Origin of the sequence: Nevskia soli (assembly GCF_903970205.1) — a bacterium.
Classification (GTDB): Bacteria; Acidobacteriota; Terriglobia; order Bryobacterales; family Bryobacteraceae; genus Bog-113.
This window is the reverse complement of the sequence record NZ_CAJCHS010000268.1, coordinates 1-17849: the sequence shown is the minus strand read 5'-3', so window position 1 is coordinate 17849 and position 17849 is coordinate 1. Positions and strand designations below refer to the sequence as shown.

Annotated in this window: 13 protein-coding genes; all 13 read right to left on the bottom strand. The window is 57.0% G+C overall.

Annotated features, from left to right (window positions below):
• Positions 1 to 238: 238 nt before the first annotated feature.
• On the bottom strand, positions 239 to 3367 hold the full coding sequence (locus H1Y01_RS12130) for a protease pro-enzyme activation domain-containing protein (RefSeq protein ID WP_180540783.1): 3129 nt from the start codon (positions 3365 to 3367) through the stop codon (positions 239 to 241).
• Positions 3368 to 3594: 227 nt separating this feature from the next.
• Positions 3595 to 4887, bottom strand: a complete 1293-nt coding sequence (locus H1Y01_RS12125) for a glycosyltransferase family 4 protein (RefSeq protein ID WP_180540782.1) — start codon at positions 4885 to 4887, stop codon at positions 3595 to 3597.
• A gap of 29 nt (positions 4888 to 4916) precedes the next feature.
• Complete coding sequence (locus H1Y01_RS12120) at positions 4917 to 5864, bottom strand: glycosyltransferase family 2 protein (protein WP_219341494.1); 948 nt, start codon at positions 5862 to 5864, stop codon at positions 4917 to 4919.
• A 16-nt stretch (positions 5865 to 5880) separates the two neighbouring features.
• Positions 5881 to 7005, bottom strand: coding sequence for a glycosyltransferase (locus H1Y01_RS12115; protein WP_219341493.1), 1125 nt, complete (start codon positions 7003 to 7005; stop codon positions 5881 to 5883).
• A 31-nt stretch (positions 7006 to 7036) separates the two neighbouring features.
• Entirely contained in the window at positions 7037 to 8062 is a 1026-nt protein-coding gene (locus tag H1Y01_RS12110; protein WP_180540779.1) for a glycosyltransferase family 4 protein, read from the bottom strand.
• A 16-nt stretch (positions 8063 to 8078) separates the two neighbouring features.
• Positions 8079 to 9425, bottom strand: a complete 1347-nt coding sequence (locus H1Y01_RS12105; RefSeq protein WP_180540778.1) for a hypothetical protein — start codon at positions 9423 to 9425, stop codon at positions 8079 to 8081.
• A complete protein-coding gene (locus tag H1Y01_RS12100) occupies positions 9418 to 10761 on the bottom strand; it encodes a glycosyltransferase (RefSeq protein ID WP_180540777.1) in 1344 nt (447 codons plus the stop codon). Before H1Y01_RS12100 ends, H1Y01_RS12105 begins: the two co-directional genes overlap by 8 nt.
• Positions 10758 to 11711 carry a glycosyltransferase gene (locus H1Y01_RS12095; protein ID WP_180540776.1) on the bottom strand — a complete coding sequence of 318 codons (954 nt, stop codon included), beginning with the start codon at positions 11709 to 11711 and terminating at the stop codon, positions 10758 to 10760. The genes H1Y01_RS12100 and H1Y01_RS12095 overlap by 4 nt, the downstream gene beginning before the upstream one ends.
• On the bottom strand, positions 11708 to 12478 hold the full coding sequence (locus H1Y01_RS12090; protein WP_180540775.1) for an FkbM family methyltransferase: 771 nt from the start codon (positions 12476 to 12478) through the stop codon (positions 11708 to 11710). The genes H1Y01_RS12095 and H1Y01_RS12090 overlap by 4 nt, the downstream gene beginning before the upstream one ends.
• A 139-nt stretch (positions 12479 to 12617) precedes the next feature.
• Positions 12618 to 13937, bottom strand: coding sequence for an ABC transporter ATP-binding protein (locus H1Y01_RS12085; RefSeq protein WP_180540774.1), 1320 nt, complete (start codon positions 13935 to 13937; stop codon positions 12618 to 12620).
• A 5-nt stretch (positions 13938 to 13942) separates the two neighbouring features.
• Positions 13943 to 14776, bottom strand: coding sequence for an ABC transporter permease (locus tag H1Y01_RS12080; RefSeq protein ID WP_180540773.1), 834 nt, complete (start codon positions 14774 to 14776; stop codon positions 13943 to 13945).
• A 2-nt stretch (positions 14777 to 14778) separates the two neighbouring features.
• A complete protein-coding gene (gene asnB, locus H1Y01_RS12075) occupies positions 14779 to 16623 on the bottom strand; it encodes an asparagine synthase (glutamine-hydrolyzing) (protein ID WP_180540772.1) in 1845 nt (614 codons plus the stop codon).
• Positions 16624 to 16632: 9 nt separating this feature from the next.
• Positions 16633 to 17849 (bottom strand): polysaccharide biosynthesis tyrosine autokinase (locus tag H1Y01_RS12070; RefSeq protein ID WP_180540771.1); only part of this gene is annotated, 1217 nt, incomplete at its 5' end.

The following is a 17849-nucleotide window of genomic DNA, read 5'->3' as shown; positions in this document are numbered from 1 at the left end:
TTTCCTTTCGTTCACGGCCGATAGGCCTAGGAGGTCTTTCTGTTGGAGTGGCAGCCAGATTGGGTGGTCTGGACCTTCCCACAACTTAGCGCCGAGGTTTCAAAGACCCGCTCAAAACGCACGGCGGGCTTGGTATAGGGCTTCTTCGGGGTCCGGCTCGTACCGGGCCGTTTCGATCTCTCGTTTTCGTCAGCTGGGGTCATTCGTGAGTCCTATTCAAAGAGCAGATATGAGATGGTTACCAAGCGGTGTTCATGACCAGGTTGTAGGCGTTGACGGTCCCGATGCCGGTGGACATATCCCAGCCGGGAGTCGTGCCGAACGCGGGCTGGTAGGAGGCGCCAGGGGTAGCGACCGTGACTTGCGGGGAGCAGGTCGCGCCCGATCCACCCCCGCCTGAAATCGTGCAGCCTGCGCCGGCTGAGTATCCGGAACCGCCGCTAGTGACGGCGATCGAAGAGATGACGTTGCTTGCGCCTTGGACCGTGATGGCGGTGGCGAACGTACTGCTACCCACGTTGGTGTCCGACAGCGCGAAGTCCCCAGCCGCGCCTTGTACGATGGCGGTCACCGTGATCGGACTTGAGGTTCCACTGGCGGTCGCGCTGGCGTTGGCAACTGTACCGGGGCCATAGCACGGCGCCGCGGAACCGCACAGCGCACTATTGGCGTTGATTGCCGCTGACAGATTCTTCAGAGTATTACTCCGGCCCGTGCTGCCGCTTGAAGTATTCAGGAGGACCTGGTTGGCGGCGGTCAAAGTCCCGGTCGCGAAGGTATAGACTGTGCTACCCACTGTTACCGTGGCACCGGCCCATGATGTTGACACCGTACCTGAAGAAAGGGATACTGTGCCAACCTGACTAACCGATCCGACGGATGCCGTACAAGTAGCTTGCGTGCCACCAGACCAGATCGGATTGCCAAAAGGATTGTAAGGGCTTAAGCCGGCCGGGGCGGCGATCGTGCAGGTTGGTGCGCCGCTATAGTTCGAGCCGGGGTTGACCACTGTTACCGAACCGATCGGACCCAGAGTGGTCGATCCGTTGGTGCTGCCGTCCAAGTAGCAGCCGGCCGGATCGCTGCTGGCAATGCAGTTCACTTCGATATCGCCCTGGGTAATGTCGTAGAAAGTGCAGGTCGTGTTCAGGCCGCGACGGCCGGAAGGTTGATTGATCGAGTAACAACTGCTGTTTCCGCCGGCGCCGAACTCCGCGTTGGCGATGGCGTAGTAAGTGGGGTTGGGATTGCCGGTTTTGCTATTTATTTTTTCGTTGACAAGGGCTTGAATCGCGGCTGAAACCGGAGACGAGATGGAGGTTCCGCCAAAGCCGGCCCAATCAACCAGGTTACCGGCTGTACAAGGGGACCCTCCGTACTCCGAGCCTTCGTGGCTGTAGCAAACAATCACGTAATGGCCCCACAGCCCGTTAGCCGCAAAGTTGGAGATATCCGGGATGTCCCGTACTCCATCGGCGGGGTTGCCGAAGATACCCTGCTGCCAGGAGGGTTTGGCGTATCCCAGACAGGTGCCGCTGACAACGTGACTGGTGGAAGCGGTTCCTGTTGCGCAGCCACTGGGGCCACCGCTGCCTGATCCCGTATCGAGATAGTCATCCTCGGTGGTGGCTACCGAATTCTGACAGAAGCCGCTGGGACCATAGCCCGTGGCATAGCCCAGGTAATTATAAATCTCGAAATTGGAGCAGGAATCATTCCACGGCATTTCTGGAATATAGGAAAGGGCGGAGCCGGATGTGGGGAGGTTTCCGGTGGCTATCGTTCCGGTTGCGGGATCGATCTCATTGGCTTGCGAGACCTCGGTGACAGATATAGTTCCAGCTCCTACGGCAGTAATTTCGAAATATCCGTTGTTGTTCGCGTTAGTGAACCCGTCAGCGAGCAAAACCTGACCGACGGCCGGCGCCGATCCGGTATATCCGGAGTAGCTGTAGGTTGCGGTTGTGCCGACGACCGATACTCCAGTAAGAGACGCGGTGGTGATGGCCTGATTCCAGTAATTGGCCGTGGTATTCAGGTACGCGTCCTCAAAATCGGTTCCGCCGACGGCAACGTTATAGGGCGTAGACGCGTAACCACTCACGCCAATACCGTACCGGCTGTAGTCGAGATCCGCGGAACAGCTGGTGGCGCTCTCGTCTCCGGCCGACACGAATATGGAAATCCCCTCCGCCGCCCCGGTCTGGTAGGCGTTATAGAAAGCCAGATTGGACGTGGCGCCGTTGGAAGCTTCGCATTCGCCATAACTGATACTCATGATGGTCGGTATCGTCGTGCCGTTCGTGCCATTTACCAGATTTTGTATCGCGGTCAAAACGCTGCTGCACGTCGCCAGGTCAATTGTGGCGTTGGGCGCGATGGCGCCCGCAATCTCGGCGTCTATGTTGGATTCGCTGTCGTCCCCGTTGTCGCCGGGGTCGGCGCAACTTCCGGGGTGGGTAGTCACGAATGTGCCGGAGTACTTACTGAGGAACGTGCTGCGATAAGTAGCGACATCCGTACTGTAGCTGTCCGAATCGTCCACGACAACGATAGTCTGACCCCGGCCGAGGATGTCTTGCCTGTAAAGGGGATTCAGGTTATAGATGACTTGGTAATCGGCGGGTACCAGCGCGTCACAGTTGGTGGGCGACGTGGGGAACGTGGAATCCGGACCACAGCCTCCGAACGTGTACTTAGGCTTGGACTTGACTCGCTTGAACATGGCATGTGGTTTGAAATCGTGCAGCGCGACGACACCCGCAACGGCGGCATCGAGAGCGGCTGGGATCTGCGGATCGCTCATGTTGGCGAAGTGGCTGTGGCCGTTAACTGTGAGATAGTCAATGTCGGTGTGGAAGGCGGCGCGGATCATCCCGGCATCTCCCGAGAAATCGATAACCATGCCGTTCTCATATACGTGACTGACGGCGAAGCCATGGGATTGCAGCCAGCTTTGAATCGTCGCTAAATCCTGCGCGGCTAGACCGTAATGAGCAGCAATCTGTTGGGGCGTGAGCCACTTACGGAAGTTCGGGGACGACTTATCGGTGAGTTCATCGATATATTGCTTGAACGCGGATTCGAGAGCGGGAGCGCGCTTGAGCTGCAGCAGTAAGTGGTCCATCGGGAAACTATCCGGCACCGCACCCCGATCGTTGGCGGCGACGGCCTCGGGGCGGGTATTGCCGGACAAAGTGACAAGCTTCGATTCGTCGATCGTCCGGTTAATCAGAACGGGCGAGGAGTCACCGAATGCGACGGGACGGACCACCACGGCCAACGCCACAAGGGAGATTGTTGTACTGCCGACCGACCATCTCCAGTTAGCGCGATCGCTCCGATTGCTGCGTTTAGCTGGTCTCATTACGAAGTCTTCCGATTAGAGTGGCATCCGGACTGGGTAGTTTGAACCTTGCCGCAGCTGAGCGCGGACGTTTCGAAAACCTGCTCAAAGCGGAGTTCCGGTTTGACGTACGGCTTTTTGGTTGCGCGCTCCGATTCGGGCGCAGCCGGGCGGGGTTTCGCGTCTTCAGATTGGCTCATAGTTTTCCTTTTACCGATCAGTCGTGTATCTAACGGCGGCGCCGCATGTTACCAATGGCCCGCTTGGGCTGAGGCAGCCAGAGAGCGGGATTTCTTCTCTGGAACCGGGCTGAAGTCATCGACCCCGATGGCCGGCGCGAGCCCATGTAATGCCTCGACTAAGTCGGCGAACTTCGATACCAGCGCTTCCTGACAGAATCGGTCGCCGGCGACCCGGATCGCCGCATCGGGAACGGAATAACGGGCCCCGCAGAGGATTGTTTGTAGGACTTGCCCGGCATCTCCGTGCCGGACGTGGAACATCGGAGCGCCGGTGCAGGTCGAGGCAATGTCACCCACATGACTGTCCGCGGGACCGATGTAGAGAACCGGAGCGCCCACGCGCATAACGTTATAGATCTTGCAGGTGTGGACAATGCCGACGAATGGATCGCCCATCACCACGAAGTGCATATCCGCCGCGGAGAGCGAGGCCGAAAGACGGGCGAGCGGCTGATAGGGCAGGCACAGGATGTTGTCGAGATTGTGTTTTCGGGCGAACTCGACTACCTTCGGATACTCGCTACCGCCACCGACAAAACAGAAGACGAGATTAGTGTACTCTCGCGCTAAGCGGGCGGATTCGAGGATCGTATCGAGAGGGTGGCAAGGCGTGTGGTTTCCGGAGTACATGACCACGTACTTATCGGCGAGGTTATAGGTTCGGCGAAAGGCGTGGCGTGCGCTTTCGTCAAACTCGACCACGTCGCTATGCGACCAGGGGGGGATAACCCAGACCTTCTCGGCGGAGACCCCCTTGGCGATAACGCGATCGCGCATGAACCGATCGAGCACCACGATACCTTCCGAGGCTCGCAGGCTGGCACTTAGAAGAGACTTGAGGACAGCCGCGGCGGCCGATCGTTCATCGAGCCAGCCGGCGGCTACGGCCTCATCCGGATTTAGGTCCATCACCCAGAAAACGAAGCGGCCGCCGGTAAGTCTTACAAACAGCGCGGCGAGCGACGAAATGAGCGGCGGAGTGGTTAGCCCGATGACGACGTCAAACCGTCCGAGGAATAACAAGCGCAGGGCACAGCTTACAAAGAAGCTCCCGAAATTCATCACACGACGCCACTTAGCGGTCTTACCCAGAGCCAGGCACGGGACGCGCGAAATCCTGCATCCATGCCACACCTCCTCTTTGGGAAAGGTTGTGCTGGCGTCATTGTATGCGCGGCGGCTGGCGACTACCGTTACTTCGTGGCCGCGGCGGGCAAGCTCGGATGCTAAGTCGCTCGCGTGCTGCGCGGTGGAGACAACATCCGGATAGAAACACTGGTTGAGCAGCAGTATTCGCATGAACGGAGCCTCTAGGTTTGTTGTCTGAATTAGACGCGAGACGAGTTATAGAACGTTGGAGCACCGGCAACACCGGCGTCGAAGGTCAACGGTGCGGCGTTCGGCGCGGGTGCGTGCGTAGTCCGTTCAGGGCCAGGGATGCGATGTGAACGTCGATGCTCAAAGATCATCGAGTCGACTAGAAAGCGGAACCAGAAGCCCTGGAGAAAATGAAAAATCAGACCCTCGATTCCGTCGAGGAATCCCAGACGGAACAAATAGCGGTACGCCCAATACGTGAACGCCCTTAGAAATAACGGGTTCCGAGAGTACAAGGTTCTTAGCCAGCGCTTGCGCTCGATGGGGTTTCCCAGCAGCTTCGGCTCTACCTGTCCCTCCCGGCCTAAGGCTGCGAAGGTCTCCTGAACTTCGAGCTCGGCCCAACGACGATGGCGTGATGTCCACGTACTGAGATCGGTGGCGATCACGTCGTAGTAATCGTTTTCCAATCGCTTCGTAATCCCCGAAGTAATGAAATGCTGATCATACAGCTTGTCTTCGCATCGGCCTTTGGCTTTGCGGAACAGCCGCAGATGGTAGGAGGGGTAATGAGCGCCATGACGGATCCATCGCCCCATGAAGACCGTTCGCTTCCGGAGAAGGAATCCGTCGACGTCCTCGAAGGGAGATTGTAAGACGGCGTTAATCTCGGTGACCAATTCCGGGGTGAGACGCTCGTCCGCGTCGAGGTGAAGAATCCAAGTGGTTTCGAACGGGACATTGGATTGCGCCCAATTGCGCTGGGCTGAATAGTTCTCGAACGGATGCGAGAGTACCATTGCGTAGTAGGAACGGGCAATTTCGACGGTCCGATCGGTACTCCCGGAATCGACGACCGTTATTGAACAGTCCAGCCCTTTCAGACTTTCGAGGCAGTCCGGAAGGTTGAACTCTTCGTTGTGCGCGAGAATTACCACCGCAAGGGGAGTGGAACTCACCTGGGACTTTCCGTGTTCACTGCAGAGCGGCTGTGTAGGCATGGATCAGTTGGCGGCTAACGGCTTCCGGAGAAAATCGGTCAGTTACAAGACGCCTTCCGTTCCGGATAACCCGTTCGCGGAGGGAGACATCGGAAAGCAGGTTAGTAAGAGCTTCGGCGAAATCGGATACTTTGCACGGCGATACGAGACCGGCGCCCGCGCGCCTCAGTTCGGCATGGATACCGACTTGATCGGAGACGACCACGGGGCAGCCGTAGGCAAGCGCTTCGGCGACGGCGACGCCGAAGTTTTCTGAATAGGAGGGAAGGACAAATACATCGGCAGCGCTTAGTAGTCTGACCTTTTCCTTACCTTCCAGAAAGCCCGTCCATAAGACGTTTTCAGAGATCTTCAGCCTTTCCGCGTGCTCGTGGAGACTCGCAACCCACCCCGGATCGCCTGCGCCGGCGATGACTAATAGTGCGCGCGGGTTGCGGTCGTACACTCTAGCGAAAGCGGCGAGGAGCAGGTCGAGACCCTTCTTTGGATTTAGCCGTGAGAGGAACAGGATTACCTGTCGGCCGCGCCACTCAGGCGCGGAGTTTCGCTCGAAAGACTGGGGCAGATCGACCGGATTCGGAATGATTACGGCGTTCCCTCCAGCACTTAGAGTCTCCGCCTCTTGTAACTCCTGTTCGCTGGTGTAGTGGATGGCGGCGGCGGCGGACAACACACGCCGCTCGATCAGGAAGAAAGAAAGTCGCTTTAACAGAGGATGCCGGTTCTGAAATCCCCAGCGATTGAGGGTTCCCAGCGGACGTACCAAGTAAGGGACATTGGCGCGCCGGGCGGCGAACGCCGCGGCAATCGCGGGATAAGAGAAGAGCGCGTGGATGTGAACCAGATCGAACCTGGAAACATTGCGCCATAACCACAGAGTAAGTGGCCAGGAGAAGGTGTAGGCGCGTGTCTGCCGGGGGAAATACCAGAAGGTGGCGCCCTCTTCATCACAGGGGATTCCGTGGGCCACGGCGATGCGTCCCTCGCCATCGTCATCCGTGGTGGCGACGTGGACTTCCATATCTTGAGATAGAGTCCGCGCCAGGGTGCGCATGACGAAGCTGGGGCCGCCGCGGTTTGGGCTCATCGACGGAATCACGTGCAGCACTTTCAGTTTGGACAGATCGTCCTCAAACCGCCGCGAGCGCGGTATTCAGCCGGTTCTGGAAGTGTTTGGCCGTAAAATTACTCTCGTATCTATGGCGCGCGGCGGCTGACCAGCATTCCCACTCATTACCTGGAGTAAGAAGGCGACCGAGCTTATTAGCGATGTCGGCTGTATCCGCTGGATCAACGGAAAGTCCGGCGTCCGGTGGGTCTACTACCTCGCGCCCGGCGTCCTGATTGCTGACCAGGCAAGGCCTTCCGGCGCGCATAGCTTCCAGATACACCAGTCCAAATCCCTCACCACGGCTGGGAAGAGCCAGGCAGCGGGCCTGATGAATCAGAGTTTGTTTGTGAGCTTCGGAGACACGGCCGCAGAATTGGATGGTGCTAGAGAGTCCGGAAGCTACGGCGAGATTTTCGAGTTCCGGCTTTAGGTCGCCATCCCCGGCGATCCAAAGTTCCGCATCCGGCATTTGACTTAACACTTGGGGCCAAGCTTCAATCATCTGACGATGCCCCTTGTAGTTTTCAGAACGGGCCATGCGACCGAGCATCAAAGCTTTGGGAGTCGTTGACGGAGCCGGCACGGTCCCTTCAATTTCGCTGCCCGCGCCTAAGTGGACGATGGAGTGAAGGGCTGACCGAAACGCCGGGTTATGGACCACAAATTGGTCCCAGGTGTATTTACTGTTCGACAAAATTAGATCCGTCTTTCGCAGCGCCCACTCGGTAAGGAGGTCCATCCGGCGCCACGCTTCGATTCCGTGAAGGAATACGACGGCTCGGTCCGCATCGGCTAAAAACGGAACTAAGCGGAGAAGGTTCAAGTGCCAGATCAGCACGGTTCCGGTTCTTCTCCGGTTCTTAAGCGCGGAGAACACAGCGCGGGCTTTTCCACTCTCGGGTTGGTAATCGAACAGGAACGAACTTTCAGTGCCCACTTTTTCGACGATGCCCCGCCATGCTTCGCGACCGCTGGCTTGAACACCGCCTAACAGGCCGATAGCGGGAAACATTCCAAGTACTTCGATCTGATCGATCGAGCTCATGTTCGGCGTTCGAGAATTAGAGTGACTCGGAGACCGGGTCAAACAAAAGCGGCGTTGAATCTGCGTGCATACCGGACAGGTATTTATTCACCAAAAGAGCAACGATCAGGCTGCCGGCGGCACTGGCCGTTATTTCGACGAGTTGCCCTCCGACTTGTAGAAGACTTAGACCGGGCAAATACCACAGAAGAAATCCACTGTAGTTCGAGGCATTCAGGCAAGCAGCGGCGAATGTATCGAATAGAGTGACGATAATTCCCAAGACAAGGAATCCGGAAAACACTCCAAGGGTTCCGAAATTCGCGTAAAACTCCATCACCTGGCCAATACCGACGCTCGTGCCTTCAACAAATTGAATTCCGGTGAACCGGGTGACTAAATCTCCGCTGCCTGCTTCGATCGGCTTGTCTGCCCATATAGCTCTGGGAATCAACGCGAGAACCGCCTGCCACAGAGTATCGCCGCGTGCGTAATCGTTCGTTTCGGAGAGCCGATTCACGGCTGCGCCGACCAGTGAGTTCTGGTTGAGCCGATCATCGATCCGCTGAAGTTGCAAGCGGTTATCAGGATCGAACCACTCGAAATTGGATAGTGATTCGCTTGCGCGGTCGGCACGGTCTTCGTAGGACTGGTTGCCCCAGACAGAGTCCCTGATTTCCGCGCGATCACGCATGTAACTTACAAAGAAGGAAAGGCCGAGATAGGTAAGAACGCATCCGCCAACTAAAATCCGAACCGGAGACTTGACCAAACCAAGGACAAATGTCAGAAGAGTCAAGATCGCAACGACTCCATAACCAAGCATGCCGCTGGTGAGAACCGTCGTGATCGGCATCAGTAAGGAAAGCACTAACCACCCTGTCACGGTCAAGAAGCGTCCGGCCCGCCATGCGCTCCAGCAAGACAACACCAACCCGGCGAGTATCAACTGCTGTCCGGTAGAGACGATCGCTCCCATTGAGGGCAGGGTACTGAAAGAGGTCAAAGAGAGCGCGTAGAGGAGTAAGCCGAAGAGCATCAGAACTCTTGGAAGCGCGGGGTTCATTATTGACGCTTCGTCGACGAGCTGCGATGGCGATCTGCGTTTCAGTATCCAGGGCGCGATCACCAGGCTCCCGAAGGCGAAGGCGATCACTCCGTAGGTGCTCTGCAGAAAGCCCGCGGTAGTTAATCGGGCATCTTTGTCCTGAAATCCCGGAAGAAGGTAGATTGCCGCTCCGGTGAGATGAATCAGGGACAAGTTGAGTAGATAGGCGATTGTTAGACCGACGCCCACGGCGTTGCGGCGGGTGCGGGCTAGGATAACGAAGCCGATCACCGCGATCCAGGCAACGATTAGTCGAAGCAGCTCGGGGTTATCCATTGAAAGCGACACTCATCTGAGCAGCCGGTAGGAGGTTGCTGTAAATCCCATTAATTTCGCGAACAACATCACGCATCGTGCGTTGTTTCCTGATTCCGTCGCAGAGGCGAGCGGCGATCTTCCGGTTTTCGGATAACATCAGCAGCGCGTCTGCCCAATGCTGAACGGATGCCGGCTCTATCAGCAGTCCATTGACTTCATGATCGACTAACTCGGCGATGCCTCCCAGCCTGGATCCGATTACCGGAACGCCGGCGGCGAAAGCTTCCATCACTACCATCGGCCCGGTTTCAAGCCACTGCGATGGTACGGCGACGAGGTCGTAATTACGCAGTGTCGGTACGAGCTCTTGTCTCGATAGCGGTGTTCGGAACGAAACTCTTTGATCGCCGGCTAAGAGGCTCGAGAGACGACGTCGGTATTGGATATCGCTCTCGGATTGGCAAAGACCGAAAATGTCGAGCCTGATCGCGACGGTTGGAAGATGACGCAGCGCGTCAACCAGTATGTGTAAGCCTTTTTCCGGTGACAACCTTCCGAGAAACGCAACGCGGAGGTCCCTCGAAAACGCCTTGGGGCCGCTCGAAAAGGTCAGATCACCCGATAGGCCCTGACGCGAAACGGCGATCTTGTCTTCCGGAACGCCATTGCGGAGAAGGATGTCACGCGTCCAGTTGCAATGAGCTATAACGCAATCGACATCCCGCATAAGTGTATGAAACGCGGAGTGGCGATACTCAACGAGTTCGGTCATCCGTAGAGAAGTCGCTATTTTACCGGTCAGGCGGGCGCGGCCCATTGCACGACCGATAGTGGTAGGAATACGGCCGATAAGTTGACTTAACGGACCTGGAACTCCGAGACTCTGAAGATTGCAGGACGCGCAGGCGGCATTAGTGAGTATTCCGTCGCATACTTCACTCCCGTTCTTCAGAAGTGTTCCGCGGATACAGCTAACAGTCGGCGTGTGGTAACTGAATACGGTTGGAATACCGCGGCGCTTCGCCTCGTGGACATCCTTCAATGAAGCGCCCCTGGTAAACGCATGAAGATGCACGAGGTCGGGCTTCTGCTGGTCAAGTACGCGGCCGAACCAGGATGCCGCTAACGCGTCGCCGGAGCCGTACAGATCGGCTACATCGGCAGTTGCGGGCTCGAGAGCGAACCTTCGGACTTCAACTCCGTCGTGGTAGTAACGTGACTCGTTCTGCGCGGGCGCGCAGACGATCGGAGTACACCCTTGACGCTGCTGCTCACGAGCCAGTCCGGCGACATAGATTTCCGTTCCACCGACAGGGTCGGGATAGTAGCAGAAAGGAAGATGAATTATCTTCATGCCGCTCGAAAGACCCGTTTCGCGCGCCGATACCGCAGCGCGATCGATTCCGCTGTGCGATATCCGGTTAGTTTTGAAACGATCGCTAACGACCTTGGCGAATTCGGGACATAGCCAGGAGTAAGACGCTCCAGCGCCAAATATGCGCCCTCGAAAACGCCGTTGTCCTTGCCGTAGCTGGCGCGAGCCACATGCCCGTAGACTTTGAGCAGAGCTTGTAATCTGGTACCGGCTATCCCGCCGCGCTCCCCCCACCACCGTTCGATGTCCCCGGCATTCCGAAGTTGATTCCGAAGGTTGGTCAAAAGGTCGCGAGTAGAAAGGGAGTTTGCAGCATGAACCCGGTAAGTAGCGACTACCCCTGGTACATAAGCAAAGACCGCCCCGTGAAGTGCGCAATCTAGTACGAATCTCGCATCTTGAATAACGGGAAGACTCGTGTTCCAGCCGCCGACTTTCTCAACGATTTCCCGGCGAAACAAATAAGCGGCAGGCGGACACCAGAATTCCGTGAAGAGAGCTATCTCGGGAGATCCGACTAGGGAACGCACGACGGTAGCACCTGACCGATACCCGCCCTTGCGATCCGGCTCGATGCGGCGCCAGTCACCGTAGGCAACATCCGCGCCCGTCTTCTCTAGGGCGTCGATCTGTCTGGACAGTTTACCGGGCTCCAGGAGGTCGTCCGCATCCAAATACTGAATGAAATCGCCATTGGCAACACTTGTTCCGAGATTCCTCGCGTGACTGACGCCGCGATTGGGTGTTTCGAGCAACCGGACAAAGGTGAAATCCCCTTTGATGATTCCGCTCGTACTGTCGGTAGAACCATCGTTGATCGCGATTACCTCGAGATCATCACGTCTTTGGGCCACAACGCTATTTAGGGTCTCCGCAATCCAGGGCGCCGCGTTGTAGCACGGAATGATGATACTGATTCTGGCGCTCATCTGACTAAATTCGCCAAACACGCCAGCTTTTCTTCAGGAACAGCGAGATAGTTTCGTACTTCCGGGTATTCGTCCCGAGTTATGTGCGGCCGGAGATAGCCTTGCTCTGAGAATTCAAACCAACGGTAATCCCGGCGCGCAAGGTATTCGATGGATTCGAGACCTACCCGACCCCAGGGCCGGGCAACAGAATCGAGGACCTCGCACATGATCACGGGACGCAGGTCTTGGATGGTGCGGTCGGCTCCCAAGAAGATATCGGGTTCGGCTCCTTCGGCATCAATCTTGATAAGGTGAACTTCCGATACCTTGGTTTTCGATAAGTAATCGTCGAGGCGGACCGACTCAACCCGCACTTCGGAAACAGGTGAATCGACCGCGGGCGGACGCAGGCTGTTCATGGTCGTGTAGCCCGATAGAACGACGAAGAATGAACTCCAACCAGACTCCGCGGCGATGGCTAGCGGCTCGACATGTATCCGCCGCGCGCGGTTCAATGCTTTATTCACAAGCAATCGGGCGCGGTCCCGAGACGACGGCTCAAAAGAGATAACACGCCCGGACGGCCCCACCTTCTTCGCGGCGAGGATCGAGAACAGGCCATGGTGAGCGCCTATATCGAGGAACGTCATTCCCGGCTTCAGATAGCGGCACAGGAATCGAAGCTCGGGATTATCCGAGCTGACATACTCGAACAACTTAGATGTGGATGCGATCTCAGATGGGAAGCGATGCCAGAGGAACCACGCATCCCGGCCGGAGTCCATAACCAGACGCAACGGCGTGGGGCAAATCGAAAGGCGCGAGAGCCACTGTCGCAAATGAAAGCGGACGGAGAGACATTGCTCGGCAAAGGGTTTGGCTGCGAACCCACGCAACTTTACGGCTGGAAACAAAGGTGTGGTGTTAGTGGACAAAGTCGCCGGCCATAGTCGGCCACTCAACGTCCGGTTCGCTTCCGCACCGGGCGGACGACCAAGAGTTCTCGCAAAGGTATAGCCCGTGGCGCCACGACATGTCGAATCCGTAGCTGGTTAATGCACCCTGTTCCATTGAAAAGGTCAAGGCGTCGGGAACCCAGTCGAGTTCCTGGTGCGCGTTCTTACCGATCCACAAAGAGACCACGTATGAACCGGGGTAGAGGCCGCACTGCGGGATGCGGCAGCGGACGGTAGCCGCGCCCGAAGTATTTATCGAAGACCAAGATAAGTCGGGCGGACTGGGCAGGTGTAGAACAGTGATTCCCGTGCGGGTGCGAATCGCTATTGTGGATAGAAACGACGGTATCTGCGCGACGCCTTCGATTTCCATTTCGATTACCAATTCGCCCTGGCACTCAAACCGGTCCGAAGGTACCCCATAAGTGTCGGTCAGCCGAGCCGCTACGATGCGAGCGTCGCCACTACCCCGCCGGCATTCCTTGCCTTCCCGAAGGTCGGTTTGACCTTTCGACTCGTTGATTCCGGCAAGATATTGATCGATGCACGCCTCCGGCCTGCCCTGGTGAGCGACGGCGCCGTCGCGCATCAAAATCGCCGATGTACACAAGGTCGCGATGGATGCCATGCTGTGACTTACAAATAAAACGGTACGTCCGGAGCGAGCGACGTCCCCCATTTTTCCCAGACACTTGTTTTGGAAAGCGGCATCGCCGACAGAGAGTACTTCATCCACCAATAGGATTTCCGGTTCGAGGTGCGCAGCGACGGCGAAAGCCAAGCGCATGTACATGCCGCTGGAGTAATGCTTTACCGGAGTATCCAGAAACTTCTCGGTTTCAGCGAAAGCAACGATTTCATCGAAGCGACGGTTGATTTCGGTACGCTTCATCCCGAGGATCGCGCCGTTCAGGTAGATGTTCTCACGGCCGGTTAGTTCCGGATGAAAGCCTGTGCCAACTTCAAGAAGCGAGCCTACGCGACCATAGACTTCAACCGAACCTTGCGTTGGTTCCGTAATGCGGGACAGAATCTTCAACAGAGTCGATTTCCCCGCCCCATTTCTGCCGATGATGCCCACAACCTCACCCTGCAGAATGTCAAACGAGACATCCTTGAGGGCCCAGATATTCTCCGGCAGATCGGCGTCGCGAGTCTTTGAGTTCGACCGGCGGAAACACCTGGTAACAGTGTCGTTGAGGCTTTCGCGCAGAGTCTTGTACGGACCGCGGCGACCGAGGCTGTAGAGCTTGCTGAGTTGATTCACGCGGAAGGCCAGGGCGCTCATACGAGTTAGACGATATCCGCGAACGAAGCTTCCATTTTGCGGAAATAACGCAAGCCGGTTATTAGCAGCACCAGAACGGCGGCGATAGAGACTAACAACAAAGGGCCGGTTCCATTCGACTTTCCAAGCAAGGCCCAGCGGAAACCTTCAACGACGCCGGCCATCGGATTCAGACCGAATAGCGCGCGCCATGGTTTGGGTATTAAGCTACTCGGGTAGGCGACCGGCGTTGCGAACAACCAGAACTGGGTAAGGAACGGGATGGTGTAACGAACGTCGCGATATTTCACGTTCAGCGCCGACAGCCATAGACCCGCTGAGAGCGCCGTAGCGAGGGCAAGCAGGAGAAAGAAAGGTAGAAATACAATCGCGGCAGTGGGATGAATGCCGTAGAAGAGCATCAGGATTAGCAGTACGACAAATGCTACGGCGAAGTCGACAAGAGCGGCGAAAGTAGCGGCCATCGGGACTACCAGTCGCGGAAAGTAGACTTTGGTTATAAGATTCTGACTGGCAACCAGGCTGTTACTCGATTCGGTGAGGGCGAACGCGAATAGCTGCCAAGGCAAGAGCGCGGCAAACGCGAATATCGGGTACGGAATGCCGTCAGAGGGAACTTTGGCTAGCCGCCCGAAAAAGATACTAAACACCAACATCGTCAACGTAGGCTGCAACACAGCCCAAACAGCTCCAAGGGCGGTTTGCTTATACCGGACTTTGATGTCGCGCCACATCAGAAAATAGAGTAATTCGCGATAATCCCAAACTTCGCCCAGATTCAGCCGAAACCAGCCGGACGAAGGCTGGAGCACCAAAACCGGCATGGTTTGAGTGGCCATCGCTACTTACCCGCCCCGACAAGCGACAACATCCAGGCGCGCGACCAATGGAGGCGATCGCTCTCGAACTGCTGCCACAAAGCGCTTACCGCCCGCCGGTCGAGATAGCCCCCTGACATTGCCATCTCTTTCATATCGTTGTTATGCGCCCGCATCCAACTACGAAACGGAAAAGAGAATCCCCTCTTGGGCTTGAGAGCGGCCTCAGATACGAACTGATCACCGACTGCCCGGGTAAGAAGCGGCTTGTTCCCTCGTCCTTCAAACTCCGACCCACGGGGAAGCTTTGCGACTTGATCCAGGATCACGTGGTCCAGGAAAGGGACCCGAACCTCAATGGAGTGAGCCATGCTGAAGACATCGGTATCGCGAAGTGCTTGATCGTGAAGATATCGCTTGAACTCGATATAGCGGAACGAACCAGCCGCGGAGACTTCACGAGCGGGGTCTTCGGAACCAAGGTCGAAGAACTCTTCCGTCGCGGCCTGCAACTCCTTCTCGCTAATCCCCATCAGCGAACAGACTTGCAAGGGGGCAAAGAAGCCACGCCAGAGGAGGTATAACTCTGATCCGCCGACTCCGGAATTCAGAGCGGACAGACGCATCCACTTCTCGCGGCCGCGGAGACGGCCATAGAGAACTCCGGTGCGAATCGCCAAACCAAGAAACCATGCGGGAAGCTTCGAAAGGTATTGAATGGAGCGGTTGCGGCGAGCGAGCCATCGGTGATGCCGGTAACCCCCGAACACTTCGTCTCCGCCCAGTCCGGACAATGCGACGGTAACGCCGGCCTGACGTGCAGCCCGTGCGACAAAATAGCTATTCACCCCGTCAGTCGTAGGCTGATCCATGGCACGCAGGAAGTTCGGCACTTCGCGAATGAAGTCATGGCTCGAGAGATGAATCTCGCGGTGATCCGCGCCGAATCTATGCGCGATATCGCGCGCCGCGTCACCCTCACTGAGTGCCGCATCGTCGGATGTAAGGGTAAGTGTAACTACCTTCGACTTGGTGTGACTGGCGAGCGCAACCAGTGCCGCGGAATCCACCCCGCCGCTTAGGTAGACGCCGACACTTACGTCGGAAACCATGTGGCGGGTGACGGAATCCTGAAGAACGGCTCTGAATTCCCGTTCCGCATCCTGGCCGCCGTCCTGTGCCGATTGGGACGTATCGAGATCCCAGTACTTATGCAGAACCACGCCGTTTCTATTAGCCGAGAGATAGGTCCCAGGCATCAAGCACTGGATCCCATGCACCGAGGTTCGAGGAGATGGCACCGACCCGAAAAGCATCAACCCAACCAGCGCGCGGGGATCGCGGGAATCGGGGACGACGCCCGAGTGAGTAAGTGCTTTCACTTCGGAAGCGAACGCGAGACGATCCGGCAACGCGGAATAGTAAAGCGGCTTGATACCCAGGCGGTCGCGCACTAAGTAACAACGTGAGGCGCGTGAATCGTACAGCGCAAAGGCGAACATGCCACGCACCCGATTGAGAAGTCCTTCCATACCCCATTCTTCGTAGCCATGGAGGAGAACTTCGGTGTCGCAGTGCGAACGGAAACGGTGATTCGAAAGACCTCGGGCAAGATCCTGAAAGTTATAGATTTCTCCGTTGTAAGTGATCCAGACGCTACCATCCTCATTGGACATAGGCTGGCGGCCAAGAGGGGACAGGTCGATGATCGACAAACGGCGATGTCCCAGGACGACGCGGTCGTCGCGAAACTGGCCGCCGTCATCCGGACCGCGATGCGATTGGGCAGCCGTCATCGATCGGACGAACTCTTCATCAAGGTATGTTGTTACGCCTCGCAACTGAAACACACCGGCTGTTCCGCACATGGGAAGTACTTAGGCGCCTTTCGCTCGCGAAGATTTGGCCGCACCGCTTTGACTCTCGCCCGAATTCTGAATCTCGTAATCGGGAAGATAACTTGTGTAGTATTTGCCGTACTCGGAGTAACCCTGAGTCTTGGGATTCCAATCGTTCAGGATTGTACCCATAATGGAAATACCGTCGTCGCAGAAGCGCTGCTTAGCCATTAAAGCCGCATCGCGCGTAGTAACTGCCGAGCGGAAAACCAGAACAACGCCGTCCGCGTGACGCGCGATGACACGAGCATCGGGAACATTAACCACCGGCGGCGTGTCTATCAGGATCGTGTCAAACCGGTCCCGGAGGGTCCAGATAAGTTCGCCGAGCCGTTCGGAGTGCAGCAAGCTTGCTGCATTGATGCGGGCGCACCCGCTCGGGAGAATGTGCAGTCCGGTTATCTGTGTTTTGCGGAGGCAAGAAGTAAGGCCGAGAAGGTCGACGTGTTCGGGGTCGAGCAGTTGCTCGCTTAGTCCAATTCCGTCGTTGCACAGACCGAAGACCTCGTGGATGCGGGGCCTTCGCAGATCGGCGTCGATGATGAGAACCTTCTGATTTATCTCCGCCAGCGCGAGGGCGAGATTAGAAACAACAGTGGTTTTACCTTCGCCGGGACTCGCGCTCGTAAGCACCAGAACGCGCGGCCGCTCGCCGGTTCGGGAAGAGAACAAAATGGAGGTAAGTGCTCCGCGGAACGCCTCCGCGACCAGCGAATGCCGGCGCGACCATGTCAAGAGTTCCACGCGGTCGTTAACTAATCCATCGGCTTCGCGGTGGTTATCCGATCCGAACAACCCGCGGCTGCGCCGGGCCATTCGCAGACCCCGCGGGCTCAGATCCACACTGGCGGCTGGGATGGCAGCGAGTTCCGGCAGGTGCAGATAAGTGGCGGTGTCCCCGGGTTCATGAAGTGTCCGGTCCGCCTTCTCCTGAAAGACTATCAATGCGAACCCGCAGAAGCAGCCGAGTAACAGACCTGTAATTAAGAAGCGCGGAACGTTAGGCTTGTAGGGTAGCTCCGGAAGCTCGGCCGGATCGACAACACGGATATTACTCGCACGCAGCGCGGAGGCAACGCTCGCCTCTTTCAACCTTTGAAGCATTGTGTCGTAGAGCTGCCGGGCACTATCCACCTCACGCTTAAGGATGCTGTAGTGGCTCGTCTTAACGGCCTGATCGCCAACCAGGTGAAGCT